The organism is Catellatospora sichuanensis (assembly GCF_007483665.1).
GTDB lineage: Bacteria > Actinomycetota > Actinomycetes > Mycobacteriales > Micromonosporaceae > Catellatospora > Catellatospora sichuanensis.
This window is the reverse complement of sequence record NZ_ML660183.1, coordinates 158,700-183,487: the sequence shown is the minus strand read 5'-3', so window position 1 is coordinate 183,487 and position 24,788 is coordinate 158,700. Positions and strand designations below refer to the sequence as shown.

The 24,788-nt window shown below is 65.2% G+C and carries 23 protein-coding genes and 1 pseudogene; 15 read left to right on the top strand and 9 right to left on the bottom strand.

The genetic code is table 11. The features are described from left to right. The first annotated feature begins 34 nt into the window (after positions 1-34). Together FLL47_RS00755 and FLL47_RS00750 are read left to right on the top strand one after the other, a co-directional pair. The gene (locus FLL47_RS00755; protein ID WP_144118665.1) at positions 35-925 is read left to right on the top strand and encodes a phosphotransferase; all 891 of its coding nucleotides are present in this window, start codon (positions 35-37) and stop codon (positions 923-925) included. Positions 926-1,041: 116 nt separating this feature from the next. Further along, a complete protein-coding gene (locus tag FLL47_RS00750; protein ID WP_144118433.1) occupies positions 1,042-2,112 on the top strand; it encodes a hypothetical protein in 1,071 nt (356 codons plus the stop codon). A 138-nt stretch (positions 2,113-2,250) separates the two neighbouring features. On the opposite strand, the gene FLL47_RS00745 is transcribed toward FLL47_RS00750, so the two are convergent. Then, a complete protein-coding gene (locus FLL47_RS00745; protein ID WP_144118432.1) occupies positions 2,251-2,775 on the bottom strand; it encodes a GNAT family N-acetyltransferase in 525 nt (174 codons plus the stop codon). A gap of 137 nt (positions 2,776-2,912) precedes the next feature. Here FLL47_RS00745 and FLL47_RS00740 point away from each other — a divergent pair, with 137 nt between their 5' ends. Next, on the top strand, positions 2,913-4,880 hold the full coding sequence (locus FLL47_RS00740) for a primary-amine oxidase (protein WP_144118431.1): 1,968 nt from the start codon (positions 2,913-2,915) through the stop codon (positions 4,878-4,880). Positions 4,881-4,952: 72 nt separating this feature from the next. On the opposite strand, the gene FLL47_RS00735 is transcribed toward FLL47_RS00740, so the two are convergent. Next, the gene (locus tag FLL47_RS00735; RefSeq protein ID WP_246157411.1) at positions 4,953-6,458 is read right to left on the bottom strand and encodes an APC family permease; all 1,506 of its coding nucleotides are present in this window, start codon (positions 6,456-6,458) and stop codon (positions 4,953-4,955) included. Between the two features lie 226 nt (positions 6,459-6,684). On the opposite strand from FLL47_RS00735, the gene FLL47_RS00730 reads away from it, so the two are divergent. The 5 genes from FLL47_RS00730 to FLL47_RS00710 all read left to right on the top strand — a co-directional run bounded on the left by FLL47_RS00730 (position 6,685) and on the right by FLL47_RS00710 (position 11,447). Next, on the top strand, positions 6,685-7,356 hold the full coding sequence (locus FLL47_RS00730; RefSeq protein ID WP_144118430.1) for a GOLPH3/VPS74 family protein: 672 nt from the start codon (positions 6,685-6,687) through the stop codon (positions 7,354-7,356). 396 nt (positions 7,357-7,752) lie between these two features. Further along, the gene (locus tag FLL47_RS00725) at positions 7,753-8,742 is read left to right on the top strand and encodes an ion channel (RefSeq protein ID WP_144118429.1); all 990 of its coding nucleotides are present in this window, start codon (positions 7,753-7,755) and stop codon (positions 8,740-8,742) included. A gap of 10 nt (positions 8,743-8,752) precedes the next feature. Further along, positions 8,753-9,988: a B12-binding domain-containing radical SAM protein gene (locus FLL47_RS00720; protein WP_186315502.1), complete on the top strand. Its 1,236-nt coding sequence runs from the start codon at positions 8,753-8,755 to the stop codon at positions 9,986-9,988. Then, complete coding sequence (locus tag FLL47_RS45085) at positions 9,985-10,965, top strand: GHMP family kinase ATP-binding protein (RefSeq protein WP_144118427.1); 981 nt, start codon at positions 9,985-9,987, stop codon at positions 10,963-10,965. The genes FLL47_RS00720 and FLL47_RS45085 overlap by 4 nt, the downstream gene beginning before the upstream one ends. A gap of 11 nt (positions 10,966-10,976) precedes the next feature. Then, positions 10,977-11,447: an NUDIX domain-containing protein gene (locus FLL47_RS00710; RefSeq protein WP_144118426.1), complete on the top strand. Its 471-nt coding sequence runs from the start codon at positions 10,977-10,979 to the stop codon at positions 11,445-11,447. 65 nt (positions 11,448-11,512) lie between these two features. Here FLL47_RS00710 and FLL47_RS00705 read toward each other — a convergent pair whose 3' ends face one another. Further along, entirely contained in the window at positions 11,513-11,962 is a 450-nt protein-coding gene (locus FLL47_RS00705; RefSeq protein ID WP_144118425.1) for an adenylyltransferase/cytidyltransferase family protein, read from the bottom strand. A gap of 903 nt (positions 11,963-12,865) precedes the next feature. On the opposite strand from FLL47_RS00705, the gene FLL47_RS45080 reads away from it, so the two are divergent. After that, positions 12,866-13,354: a transposase gene (locus tag FLL47_RS45080; RefSeq protein ID WP_144118424.1), complete on the top strand. Its 489-nt coding sequence runs from the start codon at positions 12,866-12,868 to the stop codon at positions 13,352-13,354. 531 nt (positions 13,355-13,885) lie between these two features. Here the strand turns inward: FLL47_RS45080 and FLL47_RS00695 are convergent. The 3 genes from FLL47_RS00695 to FLL47_RS00685 all read right to left on the bottom strand — a co-directional run bounded on the left by FLL47_RS00695 (position 13,886) and on the right by FLL47_RS00685 (position 16,940). Then, entirely contained in the window at positions 13,886-14,065 is a 180-nt protein-coding gene (locus FLL47_RS00695; RefSeq protein ID WP_144118423.1) for a hypothetical protein, read from the bottom strand. A gap of 107 nt (positions 14,066-14,172) precedes the next feature. Further along, entirely contained in the window at positions 14,173-16,011 is a 1,839-nt protein-coding gene (locus tag FLL47_RS00690) for an RICIN domain-containing protein (RefSeq protein WP_144118422.1), read from the bottom strand. Between the two features lie 491 nt (positions 16,012-16,502). Then, positions 16,503-16,940, bottom strand: coding sequence for a hypothetical protein (locus tag FLL47_RS00685; protein ID WP_144118421.1), 438 nt, complete (start codon positions 16,938-16,940; stop codon positions 16,503-16,505). Positions 16,941-16,987: 47 nt separating this feature from the next. Here FLL47_RS00685 and FLL47_RS00680 point away from each other — a divergent pair, with 47 nt between their 5' ends. From FLL47_RS00680 to FLL47_RS00670, 3 genes are all read left to right on the top strand, one after another. Next, positions 16,988-17,218, top strand: a complete 231-nt coding sequence (locus FLL47_RS00680; protein ID WP_144118420.1) for a hypothetical protein — start codon at positions 16,988-16,990, stop codon at positions 17,216-17,218. Positions 17,219-17,855: 637 nt separating this feature from the next. Then, on the top strand, positions 17,856-18,434 hold the full coding sequence (locus FLL47_RS00675; RefSeq protein ID WP_144118419.1) for a hypothetical protein: 579 nt from the start codon (positions 17,856-17,858) through the stop codon (positions 18,432-18,434). A 105-nt stretch (positions 18,435-18,539) separates the two neighbouring features. After that, entirely contained in the window at positions 18,540-18,920 is a 381-nt protein-coding gene (locus FLL47_RS00670) for a hypothetical protein (RefSeq protein WP_144118418.1), read from the top strand. A gap of 4 nt (positions 18,921-18,924) precedes the next feature. Here FLL47_RS00670 and FLL47_RS00665 read toward each other — a convergent pair. The 3 genes and pseudogenes from FLL47_RS00665 to FLL47_RS00655 form a co-directional block, all read right to left on the bottom strand. Further along, positions 18,925-19,104, bottom strand: a pseudogene (locus FLL47_RS00665) (IS5 family transposase); the annotation flags it as partial. A gap of 46 nt (positions 19,105-19,150) precedes the next feature. Next, entirely contained in the window at positions 19,151-19,645 is a 495-nt protein-coding gene (locus FLL47_RS00660; RefSeq protein WP_144118417.1) for a hypothetical protein, read from the bottom strand. Positions 19,646-19,852: 207 nt separating this feature from the next. After that, positions 19,853-20,710, bottom strand: coding sequence for a GNAT family N-acetyltransferase (locus FLL47_RS00655; protein WP_144118416.1), 858 nt, complete (start codon positions 20,708-20,710; stop codon positions 19,853-19,855). Between the two features lie 123 nt (positions 20,711-20,833). On the opposite strand from FLL47_RS00655, the gene FLL47_RS00650 reads away from it, so the two are divergent. The 3 genes from FLL47_RS00650 (at position 20,834) to FLL47_RS00640 (ending at position 24,556) form a co-directional block, all read left to right on the top strand. Beyond that, complete coding sequence (locus FLL47_RS00650; protein ID WP_144118415.1) at positions 20,834-21,163, top strand: hypothetical protein; 330 nt, start codon at positions 20,834-20,836, stop codon at positions 21,161-21,163. 261 nt (positions 21,164-21,424) lie between these two features. Then, positions 21,425-23,608 carry an FG-GAP-like repeat-containing protein gene (locus FLL47_RS00645; protein ID WP_144118414.1) on the top strand — a complete coding sequence of 728 codons (2,184 nt, stop codon included), beginning with the start codon at positions 21,425-21,427 and terminating at the stop codon, positions 23,606-23,608. A gap of 228 nt (positions 23,609-23,836) precedes the next feature. After that, positions 23,837-24,556, top strand: a complete 720-nt coding sequence (locus FLL47_RS00640) for a sulfite exporter TauE/SafE family protein (protein ID WP_144118413.1) — start codon at positions 23,837-23,839, stop codon at positions 24,554-24,556. Positions 24,557-24,788 lie beyond the last annotated feature (232 nt).

Sequence of the window (24,788 nt, the reverse complement as noted above, 5' to 3'; positions counted from 1 at the left end):
GCGGGACCGGTTGGGCGATGCTTCCTGAGTGCAGATGCATGCCAACCAGCTCACCGTGACAGCGGCGACGGTCGGCGCGCTGATCGCCGAGCAGTTCCCGCAGTGGCAGACCCTGCCGGTCACCGAGCTGCGCTCGCAGGGCACGGTCAACGCCATCTTCCGGATCGGCGACGGACTCACCGCCCGCTTCCCGCTGCAGCCCGGCGACATCGCGTCGACTCGCAGCGAGCTGGAGGCCGAAGCCGCGGCGGGTCGCGAGCTGGCGTCGCGCACCCGGTTCCCGACGCCCGAGCCGGTCGCGCTCGGCGGGCCCGGACCGGGATACCCGATGCCGTGGTCGGTGCAGACGTGGGTGCCAGGCGCCATCGCGACCGACGAAGATCCGGGCGACTCCGTGGCGTTCGCCCGCGACCTCGCCTGCTTCATCACCGACGTACGCGCCATCGGTACCGGCGGCCGGCGCTTCACAGGCGGCGGGCGCGGCGGTGACCTGCACAGACACGACGACTGGGTGCAGACCTGCTTCGGGCACAGCGAGCAGCTGTTCGACGTGCCGCGGCTGCGGCGGCTGTGGGCGCGGCTGCGTGACCTGCCACGCGGCGACACCCCGGACGTGATGAACCACAGCGACCTCATCCCCGGCAACGTGCTCGTCTCCGGCGGGCGTCTGGCCGGGGTGCTCGACGTCGGAGGTCTCAAGCCGGCCGACCCGGCGCTGGACCTGGTGAGCGGGTGGCACCTGCTCGAAGCCGGGCCACGCGAAGTGCTGCGCGAGGAACTCGGCTGCGACGACGCGACCTGGGAGCGCGGCAGGGCCTGGGCATTCCAGCAGGCGATCGGCGCGGCCTGGTACTACGTCGACAGCAACCCGGCCATGAGCCTGATGGGCCGGCGGACCTTGGCACGCATCCTGGCCGCGGAATGACATCCGTCCACTGGGCCCTCGAATTCGGGTTGACCCGCTGGACATGATGAACATCTGGGCGAGGGCCCGGACACGGCAGTCCCTGCGGTGGCCGGGTGAGGTACGGGGGTGTCGGCATGACGGTGTTCGCATGTGCGTGCTGTGGTGCCACGCTCACGGTGCCGGTGGCGCGCGTTCCGCTTCCCGCCCACGCCGACGCCCACGTCAACCCGCATTCCGGTCACGAACTGCTCGGCGTGCTGATGGAGCCCGGAACCTACGCGGTGCGCCCCTACGCCTACGGGCCGCCGTTCCACCCCTGGGCCGAGGTCGGTGAGGTCGAGGCAGCCGCGCGGGGTGTGTACGCACCGGTGTATTCCGTGCCGTACGGGCCGGCGGGTGCCGTCGCGGTCGCGTCCGGCGACGTCCGTGGGACCGTCTTCATACCGGACCGCCTGGTCGGCTGCTTAGGGCTGAACGGCGGGGCCGGACCCAACGTGGCCTGTGCACAGTGCGGCACTGCGGTGGCGACCTACGTCGACGACTGCGAGTGCTGGCAGGCCGTGTGGCTGGACCCACGGGTGGTCCGCAGCGTCCCCGGCGAACCGGCGACCGACCCGCCGCTCGGCTGGGAGACGCTACGGCGCTGCAGGCCCGGAACGCCTCCGGTTCAGCCGGACGGCCGCTGGGACTCGCGGTGGGAGGCCGCCGCCGCGGTCGCGCTGGCCCAGCTGCTGGCCGCATCCGGCGGGGCCCCGGTGATCGTTCCGGACGGCCCGGTCGCCGACGCATTCCGTGGAGCGCTCGACGTGCTGCTGCCACCGGGACCGGCGGCCCGGGCGCTGGCCCTGGCCGGACCGGGCCTGCCCGCGGTGTCGGCTGACATCGCGCTGGTGCCGCAGCATCCGCAGACCGGCGAGCACTGGCCGCAGGTCGGGGCGGTCACTGCCGTGCCGCTCGCCTGGGACACGTGGGCGTTTCTGGCCTTTCACCGCGACCGCGACCGCAGGATCGTCCAGGGAGGTGGCTCGCTGCGTGACGAGATCCATCGCGACTACCCGCCCGCGCCGCTGCCGACGGCACGGACCTTCCACCTGGACCGGAGTCTGTTCCTGTTCACGCTGGCCCGGCTGCCCGAGGTCCGGCTGCCGTGGCTGCGCGCGATCTACGACCGCCTGAACCTGCGAAACGGTCCGGCTCCCTTCTGAGTGCTCGCGGGTGCCTGCCCGACGTGACCCGGGCACATTGACTGGCCCGCGATGTCCGTGCTCGTGCGGCCATGGTGCGGGTGTCTACGCGCTGGTCGCCTGATTGTGTTCACGTCGTCGGTGCCGGAGTGGGGGAGCTCACGGCGCGGCCTCGGGCCGGTCGTGGGACGCGATCCGGTAGACCACGCTGGGTGAGCCGCTCGCGTCCGGTCTCGTCCCCGCGCGCACCCCGCCGATCTTCTCCACCGCCCGCTGCGAGCGCAGGTTCGTCGGCCCGATGAGGAAGACGACGGTGTCGACGAACCGGAAGGCGTGGCGAAGCATCAGGCGCTTGAGTTCGCCGTTGTAGGCGCCGCCCCAGTGGGACCGGGCGAGGAAGGTCCAGCCGATCTCGATCTCGCGGCGCTGCGGGTCGTGGCCGTGGTAGCGGGACGTTCCGATGACGCGGCGGTCAACAGCGTCGACGACCGCGAGCGCGCCGCCGGAGGACAGCGCGTCGAGGAAGAACCGCCGGAAGACGTCCTGCTGGTGACGGTCCTGCTGAGGATGCTGTGCCCACAGCAGCGGATCGGCGGCCACCGCGTACAGGTCGACGAAGTCTGCCGCCCGCAGGGGCCGGACGTGGACGAGTTCGCCGGTCAGGGTGGGCTGGAACTCGAACACTGCCGTGACTCCGCTCGCTCGCCGGCGCCGTCGCCCGGCATTGATCACCGTCGTGTGATGTCCGGGCTCGACATTGGACTTTACTGCGATCAGGATGTTCGCGTGTGCGAGATTGTCGATGAAAGAGGCGTGTTCTGATGAGTTCTTCAGCGTTGCACCAGATAGGTTCGCAGCGGCCTGACCCGGCCGGTGTCCACCCGCTGGCCCGGCTCGGTGCCGAGGAGATCCGGCAGGTCCGTGCCGTGTTGAGCGCCGCGGGCCTGGTTGCCGAGAGCACCAGGTTCACGTATGTGGGTCTGGAGGAGCCGGCCAAGGGCGACGTGCTCGACACCGGCGGTGCGCTGGTGCCGCGGCGGGCCCGGGCGATCCTGTTGGACGTCGCGACCGGGGTGGCCACCGACACGGTGGTGTCGCTGACCAAGGGTGAGGTGGACCGGCAGCGGCAGCTGGATCCGCTCGTGGACGGGCAGCCGGCGATCATGCTGGAGGAGTACATCGCCGCCGACGAGATCGTCAAGGCGGATGCGGGCTGGCAGGCGGCGATGGCGCGGCGTGGCATCACCGACCTGGATCTGGTGTGCCCGTGCCCGCTGTCGGCGGGTGCGGCGACCAAGCCGGACGAGCAGGGTCGGCGGATGGTGCGGGTGCTGTCGTTCGTACGCCACCGCGAGACCGATCACCCGTGGGCACATCCGGTCGACGGCCTGGTGGCCTACGTCGACCTGACGCAGCGGCGTGTCATCGAGCTGATCGACGACGTGCTGCTGCCGGTGCCGTCGGAGGAGCACAACCACGACGACCCGGAGTATGTCGGCCCGTTGCGCACCACGCTGAAGCCGATCGAGATCACCCAGCCGGAAGGGCCGAGCTTCACCGTCGACGACGACGTGGTCAGCTGGGAGGGGTGGCGGTTCCGGATCGGGTTCGACGCCCGCGAGGGCCTGACCCTGCACCAGTTGTCGCTGCACGGCCGTGACGTGGTCTACCGGGCGAGCATCGCCGAGATGGTGGTGCCGTACGCCGACCCGTCGCCGGCGCGGTGGTGGCAGAACTACTTCGACGCGGGCGAGTACAGCCTCGGCGCGCAGGTCAACGCCCTGCAGCTGGGCTGCGACTGCCTCGGCGAGATCCACTACTTCGACGCGGTGATCGCCGACGACCTGGGGGAGCCGCAGACGCGGCCGAACGCGATCTGCATGCACGAGGAGGACTTCGGGGTGCTGTGGAAGCACACCGATCTGTTCACCGGCTCGTCGGAGACCCGCCGGCAGCGGCGGCTGGTGATCTCGTCGTTCGTGACGGTCGGCAACTACGACTACGGCTTCTACTGGTACCTGTACCTGGACGGCGCCATCGAGCTGGAGTGCAAGGCGACGGGCGTGATGTTCACGTCGGCGTACGTGGCGGGCAGCCCGTGGGCCGACGAGGTCGCGCCGGGGCTGGGCGGGCCGTACCACCAGCACCTGTGGTGTGCGCGGCTGGACATGACCGTCGACGGTGTCGTCAACTCGGTCAACGAGGTGCAGTTGCAGCGGCTGCCGATCGGCCCGGACAACCCGTACGGCAACGCGTTCACCAAGCGCGTGACGCCGGTGGAGCGGGAGTCGCAGGGAGCGAGGATGGCCGAGCCCGCCAGCGCCCGGGCGTGGCACGTGGTGAACCCGACCAAGCACAACCGGGTTGGCGGGCCGGTCGGCTACGCCCTGTACCCGCAGGGCCAGCCGGTGCTGGCCGCGGACCCGGCGGCGTCGATCTCGCAGCGGGCCGCATTCGCGACGCACCACCTGTGGGTGACGCAGTACGACCCGGCCGAGCGCTACCCGTCGGGTGACCTGCCGAACCAGCACGTCGGCGGGGCGGGGCTGCCCGCGTGGACGGCGCAGGACCGTGACCTGCAGGGCGCCGACATCGTGCTGTGGCACACGTTCGGGTTGACGCACTTCCTGCGTACCGAGGACTGGCCGGTGATGCCGGTGGACCGGGCCGGGTTCACGCTCAAGCCGGTCGGTTTCTTCGACCGCAACCCGACCCTGGACGTGCCCGCGTCGACGGCGTCGCACTGCGCCTCGCCCGCGGCCGAGGGGGACAGTAGCTGCTGCTCCTGAGCAGGGCAAAAGGTGGGGCGGACGCTTCGGCGTCCGCCCCACCTTTCACATCTGTGCCCCCGTGGGGGCGGTTCATTCCGCGGGGCCGCCCTTGCCGATCCGCTCGTACACGGCGGGCTTCGTCGAGCGCAGCACCAGGCCCCAGGCGGCGCCGAGCACGATGGCGACGCCGACCAGGCCCGGCAGGATGTAGCGCAGCGGCGAGTCGGCCTCGGCGCCCAGCATCGCGTCGGAGTTCACGATCGTCATGACGGTGATCGCGCCGAGGGCGAGGGTGGCCAGCACCGGGGCGATGGTGCGCTGCCAGAGCGTCTCGGCGCCGGAGTGCCGGTTCAGGTAGGCCAGCACGGCGACGGACGTGCCGACCATCAGCACGAGCAGGCCGACGGCGGAGACGTAGGACAGCCAGGTGAACAGCTCGATCACCGGGTCGCGGCCGAGCGCGGCGAACACGGCCACGACGATCACGGCCAGGATCGTCTGCAGCAGCGATCCCACGAACGGCGCGGAGGTGCGCCGGCCGGTGCGGGCCAGCGCGGCGGGCAGCACCTTCTCACGTCCGGCGGCGAACAGGTACCGGGCGACGGTGTTGTGGAACGACAGCAGCGCGGCGAACACGCTGGTGAGCAGGAGCAGGTTCGCGATGTTGGCGACGGTGTCGCCGAAGTGTGCGGCCATCAGCGAGAACGGCAGCCCCGCGGCGGGGTCCTGGGCCTGGGCGACGACGTTGTCGGGGCCGGCGCCGACGGTCAGCGCCCACGCCGACAGCGCGTACAGCACACCGGTGATGGCGATGGCGACGTACAGGGCCCGGGCCACCGTGCGGCGGGGGTCCTTGGCCTCCTCGGCGTAGTCGCCGGCGCTTTCGAAGCCCGCGAACGCGGCGACCGTGAACGCGAGCACGCCGCCGATGGCAGGGCCGAACAGGTTGCCCGGGTCGAGGCCGTCGAAGGTGATCGCGCCGCCGGCGGGGTTGGTGAGCGCGCCGAAGTCGAACAGGACGACGGCGGCGACCTCGGCGATGAGCAGCACGGCGAGGACCTTGGCGTTGAGGTCGACGCGCAGCAGGCCCAGGATCGCGACCAGGGCGAGCGCGGCCAGTGCCCATACCCACCAGGCGAGTGCCGGGCCGCCGTTGGCCTCGACGAACCCGCCGAGTGCCGCGCCGAACAGGCCGTAGAGGCCGATCTGGATGGCGTTGTATGCCAGCAGGGCCACGAACGAGGCGCCGACCCCCAGCGCCCCACCGAGTCCCTGTGACACGTAGGCGTAGAACACGCCCGCGTTGACGACGTGGCGGCTCATCGCGGCGTAGCCGACGGCGAACAGCGCGAGCGCGGCGGCGACGATCGGGAACGCCAGCGGCACACCGATCGAGCCGGTGACGGCGAACGTCGCGACGACGCCGCCGGCGAGGACGGTCATCGGGGCGCTGGCTGAGACGGTGAAGAAGACCAGTGAGCTGGTGCTCAGGCGGCGGCGGGCGAGGCCGAGGTCGGCGGGGGCCAGCATCGGCGGCAGGGGGCCTGAGGCGCCCGAGGGGATCGCGGCTCCCCGTGTCTGTTCAGAGGTGGTCATGGTTCCTCTAGTCCTGTTTCGGGGTGAACGGTCGGTGCATAGTAATGCGTGCAGGTACATGGATCAATGCATGCAATGCATTGTTAATGAAGTCCGTCACCATCGATGGATCCCCTGTTGAACGGATCGGCGAAGTCCACTAACCTTTCCAATTTGCACAGACGAGAGCATGCGTCGCGGCATGCGGAAACGACCCCCCGCCGAGCAGTGATCATCTAGGACCCCCATGTCGACTTTCTCCGTCTCGGACAGGTTCGCCGTGGCCGACGAACTCTTTCTCATCGGCCACCACGAATACACCGGCAAACGGCACGCGGGCGACGAGGTGTTCGGTCTCGGGCTGGCCGCCGCCGTGCTGATCGAGCTCGGCTGGCAGCGCGCCATCGCCCTGGACGAGGGCGCGGTGATCGTGCGCACCACCCCCACCTTCACCGGCGACCCGGTCCTCGACCAGGTGCTCGGCAAGGTCGCCGCGCAGGAACCCGTCACGCACCACGCCGCATCATGGATCGACTACCTGCGCGAGGACCTGTACCTGCTGATCGCCGAGCGGCTCAAGAAGCAGGCGGTGATCGAGGAGATCCAGCGCGGGGTGCTCGGCAGGCAGAGCCGCCTGGTGGCGGTCAACCCGTTCGTCGCCGCCCGGCCGCGCTCGCTGATGCTGGGCGTGCTGCGTGATCCGCCGGGCCGCCGCCAGCCGCCGGCCGACGCCCACTACGCGGTGCTGGCAGGGCTGGTCGCGGCGATGGAGATGTGGGAGGCGATCCCCACGGTCGGCCCGGACGAGGCGGCGTACAACGCGGCGCTGCTGCTCGACCGGATGCACCCCGCCGAACAGGCGATCATCAAGGGCGTGGCCAGCGCCAAGAGCGCGCTCGCCCGCCGCGTGCGCCGCTGAACCGGGCCGGTGGCCGGCCAGGCAGCCAGTCGCACAGTTCGAAGCGCCGGCGGCCGACAAGCCCTCGCCGCACCCTTCGCGATGTGGCAGAAGTGCTCGATACGAGCATCACCATCGTCGGACGCCCTAAAGAACACCCGGGCGACAGGGCTAGACCCCCGACAACTCATACGCACGATAAAGATCATTCACAGTTGACGACCGGGAGGGAGCTATGCCGGCGACCGAACGTAGGCGGTGCCGGAGGCGCAACGGTCACACGGATGACCCCGGTTCGACAGGCGGAGCGAGCAACGTGCGTTCCGCTTTGGACAAAGACCAATCGGTGCCTGGCGCGCCAGGCAACGGATTCGTATGCTTCGAGAACCATCGATTCCGGCATTGCGAGCGTACGTCATGTCCCAGGCGACAGAGCAGCCCGCCAACCAGGCCGACCGGGCTGACGGAGACCCACGGCAGGCCGACGCCGCCCAGGCCGACGCGGACCCACAGCCAGAGCGCGCCGAGCCGGACGAGGCAGCGGGAGCCACCCCCGCCGACGCGGACCCACAGCCAGAGCGCGCCGAGCCGGACGAGGCAGCGGGAGCCACCCCCGCCGACGCGGACCCACAGCCAGAGCGCGCCGAGCCGGACGAGGCAGCGGGAGCCACCCCCGCCGACGCGGACCAGGCCGACGTAACAAGTAATGACAAGGCAACCGCGTTGCCATTGGCACCGGATGCCTTCATGCGGTTAAGAAACGTGTCATCACCGCTCATGTACGTCCTTATCGGGCTAGTGAACCTGCTGGCTGCGCCGCTCCCGATGACATGGATGCGGCGGTTTGTATTTCCTTATCTCCGCAGTAGCGCTAGACGAATATTTTGGACCCGCGTCATTATCGATGGCTATCTAGTCCTAGTTATAGGAATCGAAGCACTAGCGCTATACTTAGCCAAACCTGCGAGCAGCATCGCGTTCGTCGCTATAGCGATCTATGGACTCTGGGACCTACTGGTCGCCACCCTGAGGGATTTGTTGATTAATCCATCTAAGCATCGCGATAAAGACGGACATTTCTTGCTGGTCCAAGACCCGATTCGCTGGTTTGCCCTATTTCCGACCGCTCCAGCTCAGGCAGTTATTTGCTTTGCCATCCTCTACGTGCACTTTGCGAACGACATGGGCAGCACATTCTTAGCCGACTCCAGCAATGCTTTGTACTACAGTCTCAGCGTATTCCTGACGCTCGGAAGCGAAGTCGTCACACCAGAAAATACGTCGATCGGGCAGGTACTCGTAGGCGCCGAACTGCTGTTCTTTGTCACAATTCTTACCGCAAAGTTGCCATTGGCGATCGCCCTCACGAGGGCAAAAGGTGGAGGAGGAGCGGCGAATAATGGTTAACAAGCCACGCGTGCTGCTTGTACAGCCGCCGTACCTGAGGCTGTACGGATCGCACAATAACCGCGTACCACTGGAGCTGCATTACCTTCATCGCTTTCTCGCCGAAGTTGGCATAACTAGCCATGTTCTGAACCTCGACAAGACCGACGCCTCTGTCTCGATACCTTGGAGCGGTTTATACCAGAACTCAAACCTTATCGAATCCTTCTTCAATGGAAACTCGCCGCTTCTCGATGAGTCGATTGAGCGCATCCTTTCACGGAACGCCAATGTTGTAGTACTGGCTGGCGGGGATTCACTTACGCCATGGGCAGATCTCGGTAATCCATTCGTAGCCTCATTGCTGTCCCGATCGCTAAGGCACCATGGCGTTTATTGCATTGGCGTCGGTCCCTTCTTTAACAAGGTTCGCGGCCGTTTCGTGGATGACTTCGACGCCCTATTGCTCGCTTCGGCATCACCAACTATTTGCGACATAGTTCAACACAGGATCGGTGGTGAAATCGTCGGGGAGTCGATACCCACAGATGCCAGACCCCTGATCGATGACCTCGACAACGCGGACGTTGCAAACGTCGTAATGACTCATGTCGGCTGCCCACTGGGCTGCAATTTCTGCCTCGGTGCGTCCACCGGATCCAGACAGCTGAACATAGACTCCGTCATTAGGGATCTTACCTCTCGAAAGTCTCGTTATATCGAGATTGGAGACGCGATCTTCCCCATGAGTGAAGCGCGCTTTCGCGACATTGAGGCTGCTTTCCGTGGCACAGAGCGCCAGTTTGCCTGCGAACTAAGCGTGGCAAAATGCAAAAGGCCCATATTGGAACGATTGTCCGCTATTGGAGTTACTCAGATAAAGCTGGGAATCGAGTCTGGGTCCGATCTCCAACTTAGCGAGATGGGCAAGCGGCAGACAGTAGCCGGAATCGAGCTCGCCGTACAGACAGCAAAGGAACTTTCCCTCAAGGTCACTGGATATGTGCTAATCGGGGGAAACGGCCTCGCGCGGCGACAAGCGCTCGACACTCTCGATCTGTGCAGACGACTGAATCTAGATGATCTAGTGGTTAACGTGCTTGCACACTTTGATCTCGCAAACCGGGACTTCTCGCGGGATTCGCACTGGTCCAGGGCTTTAGCCGAGTTCTGGGACGTTTCTGACGTGATGCCTCAATTCTTCGGAATGCAGGCAAGCGAGAAGGCCGGCGTCGGACGCCTCCTGCACGTTGGTGGTGCCGGATGAGCTCTGCGGGTTCAGCACCACTTAGAATCGACTTAACGGGCGGGTATACCGACGTTCCCGCGATATACCAAGAAGTAGGTGGTGTGGCGTTAAACCTGGCCGTAAGTTACCGAACCTACGTCTGTCTGGCAGAAAGCAACGTCGACAATACGTCGTCCGACCAGCGTGAATCTATTTACCGGCCTAGCTCAGAGTCTATGATCTTCGCCGAAAAGCTGCTTTTTCACGTGAGTTCGATATTGGCTCTGCAACCCCCCAAAAGAGCCGCGGTCCGCGCTGACGGGCCAAAGGGGTGTGGTCTGGGTTCCTCTGCGTCTTTGGCAGTTGCCGCTGTCGCTGCCGCTGCGCCAGACCTTTCCGAGCCCGATACCGTTCAAGTAGCTCGTTTAGCCGAGCTTCGGGCAGGTAATGAGTGCGGATTTCAGGACCACGTAGCAGCTGTTTACGGCGGCATAAATGCGCTCGAGTTCTCTAGAGACGAACCGTTTAGTAGAAGCCGAGTAAGCTCAACCGGCGATCACTCGATAGAACAGATCGCCAGCCTGTGGCACAAAGACGAACCGCGGTCGTCGGGACGGCTAGTCGATCACTTGGTGTTGAGCTTGCGAAATGGAAATCCCAATGCGCGGTCGGCGATCACACGCCTAATTCACGCCTACCCCGCGATCAAGCAAGCGATACAAGCTAGTAATAATGGCGGATTGATTGCAGCGGTTAGAGAAGTTCACTCGGCTCAGGTGGCCCTGCATGACACTATCGTTTCAGCTAAAGTTCAACGCCTTGTCAATGTTATAGAAAACCGATTCGGAGGTGCCGCTAAATTACAAGGGGGTGGCGGTGCCGGCTCCGCACTACTAGTGTTGGTCCCAGACGGAAAGCAACCTGAACTTGAGCGAGTTATGGTGCACTGCGGTTACCGTTCGCTACAATTTAGAGTCGAGGCGTGGGGGATGCTCAGGCACCAAGCTGACAACTAAGGAAGTGCTGAATGATAAAGTGTGAGCTTGAGGATGGAACTCAAGTTTCTATGCGGCACACGACTGTCGACGCGCTTCTCGTGAAAGAGCGTAGCGTCGTACTTTCAATGCGCGCTGAAGGAATTCCCCAAGCTGGGTGCTGGGCACTCCCTGGTGGCTACATAGACCGTGACGAGACGGTAATGGAGGCCCTTGTCCGGGAGGTCGCCGAGGAGATTGGCGTAGAAGTGTTGTCGGCTGACCTGTTCGCTGTGATGAGCGACCCGAGGCGAGATGCGAGAGAACGCCAGAATATTACGCTCGTATTCTTGGTGAAACAATGGGAAGGCATTCCCCGTGAGAGCTGCGAGGTAAGCGCTGTCAAGCTCTTTAGCGATTCAGATAAACCAGGTCCTCGCGAGATGGCTGCAGATCATCACAAAATCCTTGAGCGATACTTCGCTTGGCTCAATGAGCCAGGAGCATTGCCGATGATATTGTGAGGCAAGTGCAGATTGTAACTCGCGAGGACCTGAAGATCTGCTGTGGCCGGTAAGTGCCGTGAAGCCTATGAAGCTTGAGAGCTAGTGATTCGAGTGCTGGAATCCAGCTTCTCGGTTCCACCTACGCCGTAGCACATTTCTATTTCGAGCTCTGCACAGACTTGACTTTCTTGAGTCGGTACGTCGTCCGAGGTCGAACGATCTCCTCCGTTGCAGAATGCGATAGTTGCCCTCGGGTACAATTCTCGGACCAACCTAAGTGACTTGATAACCGTAGGGTCTTCGTCTACCGCCAAAAGAGCCCTGTCGACACTCTTTAGTTCAGATACAATCTCAAGACGATCCTCCTCGGGCATAATGATCCTGCCCTTTTTCAGCTCTTGTTGTACATCGTTGTTAACGATGACGACGAGATGCGGACCGATCTTTTTCGCTGCTTGGATTAGGCGAAGATGCCCGATGTGCATCGGATTGAAATATCCGCTAATAACTGAAATGTCGGCAATATTGTTCATTCTTGGAGCTCCGCATACTTTCTTTGCGTGGTCCGCGTACTTACCGGACCCGTTTGCAAGGTTACCTTAATGCGTGGGGCTGTTCTGTGGCGGCGATTCAACTATCTGTCCACGAATCCATCGATAGTTGCATGTCCTTCCATATCGGCGCCACGGGCCGTCAGCACCGTCGCTACGGTCGACGATCCAGTGTGCGCCGCAGTCCGGGCACAGCCTTGCGACTACCTTAGGTGACCCTGCTTCCTGTGCCGCATGTAGCTGAGCTAGCTCTCCTGGGGACATTGAGGCAAGGGCAGAGCCGTCGATGTCGTCTGCGAGGTAGAAGAACGTGCGTAAATAATCAAGGTCCGCAGCAGCAGGCTGGAGGTTTTGGTCCCACCGGACGTCCCCGTACTCGCGCTCGGAGCGCGTCCACCTGAGCCCTTGCTGATCCCAGTCAAGTTCGCGGTTGACGTCGCCCAGGGGCTCAGATGGAAGCTCAATACGAAAGTCGGTCATCGCTCTAGCTCGCTTTCGTCGCAGGGGTGAGTACACAGTGCCCATAGTGCGCTACGCAGAGCAACGGCCTTCACCCGCGGAGGCTCGGGTCGGAGGTGTCCGTGAAGCCTGCCTCAATAGGGTACTCGGAGGAGCCTCGCACTAGGTTAACGGTTGCTGATGACGACACGCCGTTAGCGAGGTAGCCGAGCCTGCCCATCGATGACACCTAAACATTCGCTGCGAGGGGGACTTGAGTGCTGGTACGGCCGGCCCCGGGTGGCGCGGTTCGGCCTCGCCTCGTGGTCGTGACCTTGTCGAACAAGCGACGAGTCGAAGTCGGCAACAACGCTGCTGAGCACAACTGAAGTGACCCTCTGAGACCCGACACCTCCTGACTTGGCATTCTGCTGAGGAGGAAGTGCGTTGGTTCGACAGAGCGAGTACCCCGAGGAGTTCCGGCGTCAGGCCACCGCGCTGGTGCTCGACTGCGGCCGCACTATTCGTGACGTGGGTCGTGAGCTGGGCGTCAATCATGAGACGCTGCGGAACTGGACGGACAAGCTGCGCCAAGAACGGCAGGCCGGAACGTCGGAGTCGACAGCGGTGATCAGCGCCGATGAGCGGGCCGAGTTGCTGCGGCTGCGTCGGCAGGTCGCGCAGCTGGAGCTCGAGAAGGAGATCTTGAAAAAGCCGCGGTCTTCTTCGCACGCGAGACGGAGCGGTGAACCGGCACGACGTGTACCGATTCATCGCGGCGGAGAAGACCAGCTACCCGGTCCGTCTGCCGTGCCGGCTGCTGGGCGTCGGTCACAGCTCCTTCTACGAGTGGCAGCGTGGTGGTCGCCAGCGGGCGCCAGTGCGTGTGGAGCAGGACGCCTCCCGTGCCGCGACGGCCCGCCTGGCGCGGGCTGAGCACGGGTGCGTTTACGGCGCCCGTCGTCTTATCACCCGCGGCCAGCTAGAGCCAGGAACCCGGTACCGATCAGACCCCGTCACCACCGCAGACGTGGTTCCAGGCAGACACATGCCCATGATCATGCGCGACGTGCTTCCGGGTGGGCGGCACCTGGCCCACCACCCGTGGCGACAACCCATTGGCTGCCGAGGGCTATCCCGGTGCCGGCAGTGCGCGGCGTCAAGGACTGCTGTCTGGGGCTCTGGCCGGACGGCGCGTACCGCCCGTCAGGGGCAATCCTTCCTCGCGAGGGTCACGAGCCAGGCGACGTCGGTTCCTCCGGCGCACCAGCTCCCCTGGACTGAGGCCCACCTGCACGTCACGCTGATGCTGACACCACGTACGGCCGGTCCGGCCAAGAGCTGCACCTCGATCAGTCGACATATGGAAATGTGGGAAAGCCGGTGTCGCGGCGGCTCGGCGGCGACACCGGCTCCACGGCCGAGAGCTGGTCTAGTCTGTCAGTTCGTCGCGGTGGTGTTGAGCGTCTACCACATGTGACCGCTGTACCGGCCGATCAGCTCGGCATTGCCGTCACCGGTAACATCCGCGAACTCAAACAGCGCATCTGGCCAGCGGGCGGAGCACTCGTAGACATCGTCGCGGAACCGGCGAAGTTCACCCTGGTCACCGACACCGGGCAGGGTGCTACTGCTGGTAGCGGCCATCGCGGCCTCCGAGTAAGCGGGGAAGCTTTACTCGAACACCACCGCGATGGCCGCATCTGTCATTCCCCACCGCGAGGGACAAAGCCCAGCCCAGCTAAAATGTGAAGCTAAGACAGACGGTCGAACCGCCAGTTCATCTCGGGCTGGTCCCAGCACCCCCACTGACTCAGTTGGTCGCTGTCGTTGTGCCCGATCACCAGGCACTTGCCGGAGACATCGTTGACGATGTGGTAGGTGCCCGTCCCCCAGGGCTGAATCCGCCACTTCATCTCGGGCTGATCCCAACATCCCCACTGACTGGCGACGTCGCTGTCGTTGTGCCCGATCACCAGACACTTTTCCGACACTTTGTTGATCACGAACGCCACTGGGGGCACCGGGCCCGGGGTTTGCGGGGCGGTCTGGAACCGCCAGTTCATCTCGGGCTGGTCCCAGCACGACCACTGACCGGCGACGTCGCTGTCGTTGTGCCCGATCACCAGGCACTTGCCGGAGACGTCGTTGACGATGTGGTAGGTGCCCGTCCCTGAGGGTTCGATCCGCCACTTCATCTCCGGTTGGTCCCAGCACGACCGCTGACTGGCGACGTCGCTGTCGTTGTGCCCGATCACCAGGCACTTGCCGGAGACGTCGTTGACGATGTGGTAGGTGCCCGTCCCCCAGGGCTGAATCCGCCACTTCATCTCGGGCTGATCCCAACATCCCCACTGACTGGCGACGTCGCTGTCGTTGTGCCCGATCACCAGACACTTTTCCGACACTTTGTTGATCACGAACGATGGCACCAGAGGGGTGAACGATGGCACCAGAGGAGTGTTAGCGCTGATCCAGTCCGGAATGTTATCCACGCGGACATCGGTCACCGTCGTGGCCGTGCCGGCGGCGTCCAGGCAGCCGCTCTGACCGGCTCGGCTGTGAATGCCAACGATCTCGCCTTGGCCGTTGAAGGCCGGGCCGCCGGCGTAACCTTTGCAGACCTGGCCGGTAGTGGTAGCCGTCAAGGTGGCATCGGTGACACCTGTCAGGCTCACGGGCGCGGTCTCCTGTTTGTCGTTGACCCACTCGGTGGCGGTGCGGCCATATCCGATCGCCTGCAAGGCCGCACCGACGGCGGGAGGGGTTGTAGCGATCCGGACCGGGGCGATGGCAACAACCATGGTGGCGAGTTTGGCCAGAACCAGGTCCCGGTCGGCGTGTGGAACCAGGTAGGTGATACCCGCTGGAGTTTGTCCGGGAAAGACGACCTGGGATGCCTTCGCGGGGGCTCCGGCTGCAACGTTGGGCTGGTCGGGGTTGTCGGCGAAGCAGCTGGCCGCTGACAGGATCCATTGTGGGGCGATCAAGGTTCCAGTGCAGGTGCGGCCGTCAATGTCCAGCTTGCCGACCGCGGGGTTGGGCCCAGTCACCGGGGCCATGCCCTGGCCGACGCGCAACTGCAGGAGGGTGGTGGGTGGGCTGTCCGGGTCGGCTCCCAGGCCGACCTGGGTGCTGCCGTCGGGGTCGAGGTCGACGGTGAGGTCTACTCCCGTGTCGGTGACGAGGGTGGCCTTCACCTGGTGGCCGGTTCCGGTGCGTTGGCCATCGCCGCGGATCTCATAGACGCCGGGTACCTGAAGGTCGAGCCGGCCGACACTGCCGTTGATTTTGAAGCACACACGGCCGATGCCGTCAGCGCCGATGGTTTCATCGGTGGTGTAGACCTTCAACAGCCCAATGTCGCCCGGGGGCGGGTTGCTGCAGTCGGCCAGCACGATGTGGCCGTCGCCAGCAATGAGCTTGACGTTTTGTGTTTGCAGGATGTGCGCGGCCGCCGGGTAGCTGCCGTCTTCCACGAGCGTTGTGATGGCTGGAGTTTCGGCGTGTGCTGGACTGGACACGAACAGTCCGCTTATCGAAACGGCAGCGATGACGGCGCCGGTGGCGGCCCGTCGCGAGCTTGGTCGCATGTTTTCTCCCCGTGAGCAATGACCGGCATGATTCTCCGGCGCGGGGACACTACTGGCAGGACAACCCGACCGTCAATGGATGCCGGAACATATCTCATACGGGACGGTCGATGGCCAGTCAGTATCGACCGAAGGCCGGGCGGGCTTCCTGCGAGGGTTGTGACCGCCGGACTTAGAACCTTGAGCCTGTCACCTGACTTCGTGATAACCAGGCCGCGTCGTTGGGACGCGGCCAGGCGCCGGGCTCTGATCGCGGGTTTGACGCCGCTGTCGATGCTTTTAGTGTTACTGCAACCGGCGTCTTCCCGCGCAGCTACCTGACCGCGCTGCTGCCCCTCACCGCGCTCGCCAGTTTCTTCCTGCTGGTCGGGTCGCAGTTCGTGGTGGGCAGACTGACCCTCGCGCCGGCCATGGGCGCGACTCTGCTGATGGTCCTGACCGTGCCACTTGCGGTGTTGTGGCGGTTGGACCGGGGCTGCGGCAGAAGTACGTCAGCCGTACAGACGCGCCGCCCAGTAGACCTGCCGGTCGGATCCGATGAAGACCAACGCGATGACTATGTCGGACTGCGCGATCGGCGCAGACGCGACGGATCGCCGCTCCTCGGCCTTGATCTGCGGGAAGTGCGCGAGGAACTTCACCGAACCCGCCGCCGGTGCTGTGGCGAGCGTGTAACCGTTACTGCGCCAGGTGTTCTCGCCCACCTTGGTGCCACCGGCCCCCCGAAGCCACGAATACTTCTCCGCGACCCGGACGAGGACACCGGCGCCACCGGGTGACACGTCGAGTCCGCTGGCCGAAGTCCCCACGACATACGAAGGTTTCAGCTCCGAGCGCTTGTCCAGGATCACGATCTCGAACCAGCCGTCCTCGTCCCAATCCGAGCTCAGTCCCGGAAGTACCTTCCACGTGACTTCGCCGCGCAGCATCTGGTGGCCCTCGCCGCCACCAACTCAGGTCCGCCCGGTTCCAGGTAGTGAATGCGATTGTGGGCGGAGTCTTCCAGCGGCTCAACTATGGCGACGGGCTGGATGTCGGCGGCCTCGAACGGTGGTCGGTTGTGCCACCAGTCGTAGATCCCATAACCGGCGGCGATGACGAGAGCCAGGCTCCCGGCGACAAGGGCAGTGCGGCGATTCACGGCGTCGATTACAGCACACCTCTGCATCTGGTACGCGGTCACGATTTCGCTGTTGAGCTGCTGTAACTTGCGTCGGTCCGGGCACGGTGTCTTGATTACGTGAAGAGTCCGAGGTTCGCGGCGAGGGCGACGCTCCCGGCGAACCCGATCACGGCGGTGGCCAGCATGGCCATGTTGAGCGTCCGGCGGCTGCACCGTACTTCGCTGTCTGACGGCAGCCGGGGCACCTGGTCCAGGTATCGCTCGAGCCGGTCGAGGTCGCGAGACAGGCACGTCGGCTGGGGGTTGTGGCCAGCCTGGGCAGCAGTGTCCTGACCTTGATCGGCCGGTGGCCGCGCACACGCAGCCGCACTGACAGGGTGTCCAGCACGTTGAAGCCTTCGGCCAGGTGCCTGGGGACGTCGTACCGGACGGGGGTGACGACCGTGACGGTGTCCGGGGCGACGGTGATGCGGGCGGCGGGACCTGCCAGGTAGGCCGTGACGAGGCCGCCGGCGGAAAGCACCGCATTAATGGCCAGCAACGTACGCCGGTTGCGGCCGCCACGCCAGGTCTACGAGGACGGCGGCGGGCAGGGCCGGCCCGAACGCCGCCCCGATGATGTACGCGATTTCATCGGCTCACATCCATGTTGGCCGAGCTCTTGCTGCCTTGCTGCTGCCCGCCGCGGCGTAGTTCGGCGTGGGCTTGTTACGGTCCCGCCGTGCTTGAATCTGATCGCGCCTACTTCGCTAGCACTCGTGTCCCGGCCCTGTTCGGCGCTGGGGTACGGAAGCTGTGGCCGCTGCCGAACCGCGAACACGCGGTGACGGCTGGCGGTACGCTGTGCCGACTCCCGTCGTGGCTGGTCGGCGACCCACCGCGACCGATCGTGACGATGCGGCATCCGTTCCGACCGAACCGCAACAGCTCATGCCAGCGGTGCAGCGAACTCGTCAGTGCCATGCCCACGACGCCAGGCCCGTACGAGCAGTTGCACGACACTCTTCTGGCCACCGCCGAGCCGGGGGCCGAGCGAGACGGGCTACTCTCGGCTCTGCGGCGTGGAGTTCCCTTCGAGATGCGGATGGCCGGCCAGGCATACCAAGTGGTGCGGCAGTATGGCGAACTCGTCCGGCTGCTGGCGGGGCGGTCGGCTGCGGAGGAGTTGGCCGATGCCCACATCATGGTGGACCTCATGCGACTCACCGACGGCGATCGCGCCTTCCTTATGCTGCGGCCACGGGAGGGCAGCACACTGATCCTGCCGATGGCGCCCGTACCAACTGTGAGCAGAGGTTGAAGCGGAACTGGTTGCACACCTTTCGGAGCCTGCCGCTATGCCCCGGGGCCAGCGCCTACCTGTGGGTATCTTCTGATGAACGAGAAGTGGGCCAAGGGAGCAGGCATGACGGACCTGACAGTCCGATTCGGTCCGGTGGACACGTCCCTAAGCCACGCCGAGGTGGTGAAACTGCTGGAGCAGACCATCGAGATCTGGTTCCTGGACGGCGGCGGAGGTGAGTACGCGTCGGCGGAGGAGTTCGCGCGGCTGATCCTCAAGCTGGATCAGGAGGCCGAGTCGGCGCTCGACCGCGCCTGCCCATATGTGCTGGACGTCTATCCGGAAGGGGTACATGCCGACACGGTGCCGGGCATCTCGGCGCTCGGTGTGGTGTTCGCCAGGGTGGTGTCGTCCGGGCGATTCCACGCGTTCATGATGCGGGACGGTTGCGAGCTGGCGCTCACGCCCGGACTGCAGATCCCCTGGCCAAGGCGCGCTTCATAAGCGGTCAGCGCCATTCGTTGATCGCTGCGACGTGGATTGTTGCCTGGTAGCGGACTGCGAGCTTGTCGTACCGGGTGGCCAGGCTCTGGTTTCGCTTGAGCCGATTGATGCCGCACTCGACAGCGTGGCGCTGCTCGTAGATCTCGGGGTCGAAGGTCGGCGGCCGTCCACCCTGATCAGCCTTACCCACTTCTGAACCGCGCCCCAGGCGGGCGCAGAGGTGATGGGCGTCAGTTGTCGGGTTCCTGCACGTTGATCCGGGAGTACATGGGATATGGCGAGCGCTCAAGTGTGGACCTGATGGTCCGCACGGCCTGCTCAACGTCGACCACCGTGTATGCGATCTCCATCTGTCCCGAGCCCATGCTCGCGCCGACCCATTCGCCTAGGCCGTGCCAGCCCAGCTCCTCGTTGAGAAGGCGGTCGACGGCCTCCCGCAGGTCGAGGTCGGCGGTGCTGCCACACGGGTCTTCGAGGTCGTACTGGACCTCGATGAGAGTGCGCGCGTCTGCGGGCAGTTCGGCGTACCCGGCGGCCCGGGCCGTGGCGAGTATGTCTTCGACGCAGTCGTCGTGGTCGGCACCGTCAGGGATGGCGTAGTAATCCACCGTGCCGCGCTGTCCTGCACGTCCCCGGTGGTCGGCGACCGTTCCATCGCTCGGGTCGACCCAGGACTCGTGGTAGTGCAGCACGCCGTCGTCGTCGCGGCGGTAGAGCTTGAGCATGGCAGTCGTCCTTCGGGGAGGTGCGCGACAGCGGACATCGGACGGAGGCAATCATGGCCCGGGAGACGGAACGAGGCACCGTCGGGGCCGGTCTGCTCCAGTGTCGGCGGCGGCCCGCGGGCACCATGGAGCGTGAGCCCATGCTCCATGACCGTAGGGCGGGCTGGAGGACGCACCCGTTCTTCGGGCTCGATCCGCAAGGCTTTCTCAGTACAGGATGCTGGGCAGGTATGCCCCGGCCGGTTCGTTGTACAGGCCAATCGACATCAAGGTCATGAGCTGGGTGACCTTCAGGCCGTTGTGCAGGCACCACTGCAGCAGCGCGCTGTTGCTCGCCGGAACGAGGATCCCCGGACCACCGAAGGCTTCGGCGGCTCCGATCAGAGCCTTCACGCTATCCGTGGTCTCCGCTACCGCGTGGTCGAAGAACGCCAGACCCGTGGCGTAGCCGGTCAGCCGGCCGTCGTGCTCGACGACGCGAGCTGTGCCCTGTTTGAGTGCGTCGACGACTTCTCCGCCGCGGTCGGCTCCGTGCACTCGGCGGCACAGGTCGTTGCACGCGGCCAGGTCCGCGTCGGTGGCGGGTCGCACCGCATGGCCCGCGATCGTTACACCGACCGGTGGGCCCTGAAGGCAGGCCAACGTGTCGCGGAACTCGAAGCCCATGCCGGCGTACAGGGCGAATGATCTGCAGTGGTAGCTGGACTGCAGCAGCCGGATGCCCGGGGCCTGCCGTTGCGCGGCCCGGTGCACGACGTCTTCCATCAGCCGGCGGCCTACCCCGTGGTTCTGGCGTTCGGGGTCGACGGTCACCGGCCCGACGCCGACGATCGACGAGCGTTCGTCGAGGAAGTTGCTGCCGACTATCCGCCCGTCGCGCTCGGCGACCACACCATAGAAGCCCGGATGGTTCAGAAGATCCTTCATCAGGTCCGTGGCGGCTTCCGGGCTCGGAATGTCACCGGGGAAACCGTGCTCGCGGGCGATCCGGTCGAACGCGGCGAAACAGATCTTTCCGCACTCGGCTGCATCGGCCTGCGTTCCCGGACGCAGCAGCAACGCCATGGCCACCTCCGTCACCGGTGCCGGAATCGCACACCGTCGGCTGGTGCGTTCGTCCGGCCTGATCCAGAAGTCTCGACTCCATGAAACACCCGCCACCTGGCCAGCGCCAGACGTCAGCAGGCGGTGATCGAGGAGGTCCAGCGCGGGGTGCTCGGCAGGCAGAGCCGCCTGGTGGCGGTCAACCCGTTCGTCGCCGCCCGGCCGCGCTCGCTGATGCTGGGCGTGCTGCGTGATCCGCCGGGCCGCCGCCAGCCGCCGGCCGACGCCCACTACGCGGTGCTGGCGGGGCTGGTCGCGGCGATGGAGATGTGGGAGGCGATCCCCACGGTCGGGCCGGATGAGGCGGCGTACAACGCCGGGCCGCTGCTCGACCGGATGCACCCGGCCGAACAGGCGATCGTCAAAGGTGCCGCCACTACCAAGGCCGCCCTGGCCTGTCGGGTGCGCCGCTGAGCCGGGAAGGTGGAGGATCAAGCAATCGGTCGGTCGAGGAGTTCAAGGCGAGGCCGGCAGGTCTATCTATGGTCGAGACTGCGTGGTTTTGGATTGACCAATTTGAACAGGCACGTCGTCCACGGTCGCGCGAGATTGATTCGCCCCGGACACGCCAATTTGGTCGGTGCGGCGGTGGGTATCCGTTGACGGACGGTCCGTGATGACAGTAGTGTCCCCGCACCGGAAGATCATGCCGGTCAATTTCACACGGGGAGAAGCATGCGACCACGCTCAGGGCGGGCCGTCACCGGCGCCGTCATCGTTGCCGTCTCGATGAGTGGACTGTTCATGTCCAGTCCGGCACACGCCGAGACCTCGACCACCACGCCACTTGTCGAAGACGGCAGCTATCCAGGCGCCGAGCAGATTCTGCAAGCGCAGAACGTCAGACTCATCTCCGGCGACGGCCACATCGTGCTGGCCGACTGCAGCAACCCTCCGTCAGGCGACATCGGGCTGCTGAAGGTGTTCACCACCGACGAGACCATCGGTGCTGACGGCATCGGCCGGGTGTGTTTCAAAGTCAACGGCAACACCGGCCGCCTCGACCTGCAGATCCCCGGCGTCTACGAGATCCGCGGCGACGGCCAGCGCACCGGCACCGGTCACGAGGTGACCGCTACCCTCACCACCGGTCCCGGCCAGGACCTCATCGTCGACGTCGACCCCGATGGCAGCACCCAGGTGGGATTGGGAGCCGACCCCGACAGCCCACCCACCACTCTTCTGCAACTTCGCACCGGCCAGGGCATGGCCGCGGTAACCGGCGCCAACGCGGCAGTAGGCAAGATCGACATTGACGGCCGTGCCTGCACCGGGACCCTGATCGCCACGCAATGGATCCTGTCAGCAGCCAGCTGCTTCGCCGACAACCCCGGCCAGCCCTCGACCCTTGTCCCGGGAGCACCCACCCGGGCGTCACAAATCGCCTTCCCCGGTCACGCACCTGTGGCGATCACGCACCTTGTCCCGCGGACTGATCGAGACCTGGTCCTCGGCAAACTCGCGACTTCGGTCACCCACATCACCCCCGCCAAGTTGGCGACCACGGTCCCCGCCGCCGGCGCCGCCCAGCAAACAGTCGGGTACGGGCGGACGGCCACCGAATGGGTCACCGACGCCCAGCACAGCGCGGCCGTTACCGTCACCGAGGTAACCAGCACGACGCTGACAGGTAGCACCTCTTCCGGCAATGTCTGCAAAGGCGACGCAGGCGGCCTGGTACACAACGACAATGGCGAGATCACGGCCGTTCTCAGCCGCGGCGGGCAGTCCGGCTGCCTGGGTGCCTCGCCCGATGGCACGAGCGTTGTGCAGGCTCGTGTCGACGACATCGTCGCTTGGGTAGGCGTCAACACGTGGACAGGTGTTGACGATCGGCAGCTGGTGTGGGAGGCGGCTGAGGGTTGGGATTCTGATCGGGCGAGTTACCTGGCTGGTGACTTCAACGGCGATGGCAAGACCGATCTTGCCGCTTTCTACCGTTATGAGGAGCCGGGTCACACGGGTCTGTTCACGTTCACCGGCAATGGCACCGGGTTCGCGGATCGGCAGCTGGTGTGGGAAGCGGCTGAGGGTTGGGATTCTGATCGGGCGAGTTACCTGGCTGGTGACTTCAACGGCGATGGCAAGTCGGACCTTGCCGCCTTCTACCGTTATGAGGAGCCGGGTCACACGGGTCTGTTCACGTTCACCAGTAATGGCACCGGGTTCGCGGATCGGCAGCTGGTGTGGGAAGCGGCTGAGGGTTGGGATTCTGATCGGGCGAGTTACCTGGCTGGTGACTTCAACGGCGATGGCAAGACCGATCTTGCTGCCTTCTACCGTTATGAGGAGCCGGGTCACACGGGTCTGTTCACGTTCACCGGTAACGGCTCCGGGTTCGCGGATCGGCAGCTGGTGTGGGAAGCGGCTGAGGGTTGGGATTCTGATCGGGCGAGTTACCTGGCTGGTGACTTCAACGGCGATGGCAAGTCGGACCTTGCCGCCTTCTACCGTTATGAGGAGCCGGGTCACACGGGTCTGTTCACGTTCACCAGTAATGGCACCGGGTTCGCCGATCGGCAGCTGGTGTGGGAAGCGGCTGAGGGTTGGGATTCTGATCGGGCGAGTTACCTGGCTGGTGACTTCAACGGCGATGGCAAGACCGATCTTGCCGCCTTCTACCGCTACGAGGAGCCGGGCCACACGGGTCTGTTCACCTTCACCAGCAATGGCTCCGGGTTCGCCGATCGGCAGCTGGTGTGGGAGGCGGCTGAGGGTTGGGATTCTGATCGGGCGAGTTACCTGGCTGGTGACTTCAACGGCGATGGCAAGTCGGACCTTGCCGCCTTCTACCGTTATGAGGAGCCGGGCCACACCGGACTGTTCACCTTCACCAGCAACGGCACGCGAATCCGATAACGCTGACTAGCGTGCTGAGTATTTGATTCGTCGCAGTACGGGGGCCGGCGAGGACCTCGTCGGCGGTCCTGGTCCACACATACGGGCGTGGCTGCTCGGTTCACACGTCCAGCCACGCCCGTATGTATTTCTCCAGGGGCGGTGACGCTGCGGTGCACGCCGCGGCGCAGCTTGTTGGTGATCTCGGCAGAGATCCGCGGCCCTGGGCGTAGGAGGCGGGATGCAACGGTGATCCTGACTTTGGCGTGGGCTTCAGTGGCCGCGTTCATACTGGCGCTGTTGTCTGGGGTCGCAGGCTTCGGCGGTGGCGTGTTGCTGCTTCCGGTGTTCACCGGTCTCTTCGGGCTGCGGGTCGCTGTCCCGGTTCTCACGATCGCACAGCTGGCCAGCAACGGCGGGCGGGTCTGGTTCAACCGTCGCGAACTGAGATGGCAACTGATCGGCCGATTCGCCGTCGGCGCGGTGCCCCTGGCCGTCGCGGGGGGTCTACTCCTCGCGCACGCGCCCCTGGCGCCACTCAAACGACTTCTGGGCGTCTTCCTGCTTGCGGTGGTGGTGTGGCGGCGGTCGAATCCGCACCCGAAACCGCCCTCAGACAGGGCGTTCGTCGGCGTGGGCGTGGTTTCCGGGTTCGGCTCCGCGCTGCTGGGCTCCGTCGGCCCGCTCACCGCTCCGTTCTTCCTCGCCAAGGGCCTGCGCCGGACCGCTTACATCGGCACCGAGGCCGCGTGTGCGCTGACCCTGCACTGCGCGAAGATCGCCGCCTACGGTGCCGGTGACCTGCTCACCAGTCAGGTACTCCGACTGGGCCTGGCCCTGATCCCGGCGACCCTGGCTGGAGCCTGGGCCGGCAAGAGGATTGTCGGCAAGATCAGCGACAAGGTGTTCGTGCACCTGGTCGAAGCCGGCCTCGTGATCGCAGGGCTGATGTTCCTCGCCGGATTCTGAGCTTGATCCACAGCGGTTGTCGACACGGCCGACGAGGTCTGCCTTGCCGCCGTTGTCGACGTCGACCGCGCTGAGCGTGTCGCAGGCGGGCCGGCCTGCGCCGTCGTACCCGAAATTTGGGCCGCCCGACTCCCGTCTCTTGGGACGTCCCGGAACGCGGGTGTCAATGCAGTACGTCGTCGCGGCGGTAGATCTTGAGTGCGGCAGTCCCCATTCCGGGAGGTGCGCGCGA